At 40.3% G+C, this 1,255-nt stretch carries 1 protein-coding gene; it reads left to right on the plus strand.

The genetic code is table 11. The features are described from left to right. The first annotated feature begins 70 nt into the window (after positions 1-70). Positions 71-1,212, plus strand: a protein-coding gene (locus K5Q73_RS21235) for an IS3 family transposase (RefSeq protein WP_220765794.1) whose coding sequence is annotated in 2 segments (ribosomal slippage) — positions 71-323 and positions 323-1,212 — 1,143 coding nt in all. Because the reading frame shifts where the segments join, the coding sequence is not laid out codon by codon here. The last annotated feature ends 43 nt before the right edge of the window (positions 1,213-1,255 follow it).

Below are 1,255 nucleotides of genomic sequence, written 5' to 3' on the forward strand. Positions count from 1 at the left end.
TATTGTGGCTTAATAAACTTGTACACCGATATGAGGTAAACTGCCCTTAATATAGAACGGTGTAAACGTAATGAAGACTCAACCAACTTATTCAACAGAATTTAAAATAGATGCAGCTAACCTTGTAATTAATCAAGACTATACCATTCGCGAAGCTTGTCAGGCTACCGGTGTTGGCCCAACAGCGATGAGACGTTGGGTTATTCAACTAAAGCAAGAATTTGAAGGTATTACTCCATCTGCGAATGCAATCACTCCAGAACAAAGGCGCATTCAAGAGCTTGAAGCTCAAATTAAGAAGATTGAATGGGAGAAAGACATCCTAAAAAAGGCTACCGCTCTCTTAATGCAAGACAGCATCAAACGATAGCATTAATTGAATCGTTATCGAGAGAGCAAAACAGTGTTAAACCACTTTGTGACTTATTTGAAGTCCCGCGAAGCAGCTATCATTACCACCTAAAACACCGTGAATTAATAAAACCAGAGCGTGAATTATTGCTCAAAAAAACGATTGATATACATAGTGATAGTCGCGGCTCTGCGGGAGCTAGAACGATAGCTGGTCAGCTTAATCAACTGGGTGAAAATGTTGGCCGTTATAAGGCCGCAAGTTTAATGAGAGATGCAGGGCTTATCAGTAGCCAGCCCAGAAAACATCGTTACAAGGTAGCAAATGACGAATCTAAAATTGCGCCTAATTTATTAAAGCGACAGTTTAACGTTGAAGCAATAAACCAGGTCTGGTGTGGAGATGTGACTTACGTTTGGTCTGGAACAAAATGGCTTTATTTAGCGGTGATAATGGATTTGTACGCCAGAAAAATAGTAGGTTGGGCATGTTCAGATAGCCCTAATACTGATTTAACTTGTGCTGCTTTAAGAATGGCATTTGAACATCGTGGACGTCCAAAAAACCTGATATTTCATTCAGACCAAGGTTGTCATTACAGCAGCCTTCAATATCGGCAAATGCTGTGGAAGTATCAAATAACTCAAAGCATGAGTCGGCGTGGAAATTGTTGGGATAACGCGGTAATAGAGCGTTTTTTTAGGAGCTTTAAAACAGAGTGGATGCCTAAATACGGCTACAACAGTTTTAAGGAAGCTAAGTTCGACTGCATCAACTATATCTTGAAGCACTACAATACAAAACGGGGTCATAGTTATAATAATTACATGACACCAACAGCGGCCGAAATGGCTGCGTAAATACGCATCCCCTGTTGGTGTACAGTTTTAGTTGACCACATCA

The sequence above is a fragment of the Shewanella sp. MBTL60-112-B2 genome (assembly GCF_019655055.1).
Taxonomy (GTDB): domain Bacteria; phylum Pseudomonadota; class Gammaproteobacteria; order Enterobacterales; family Shewanellaceae; genus Shewanella.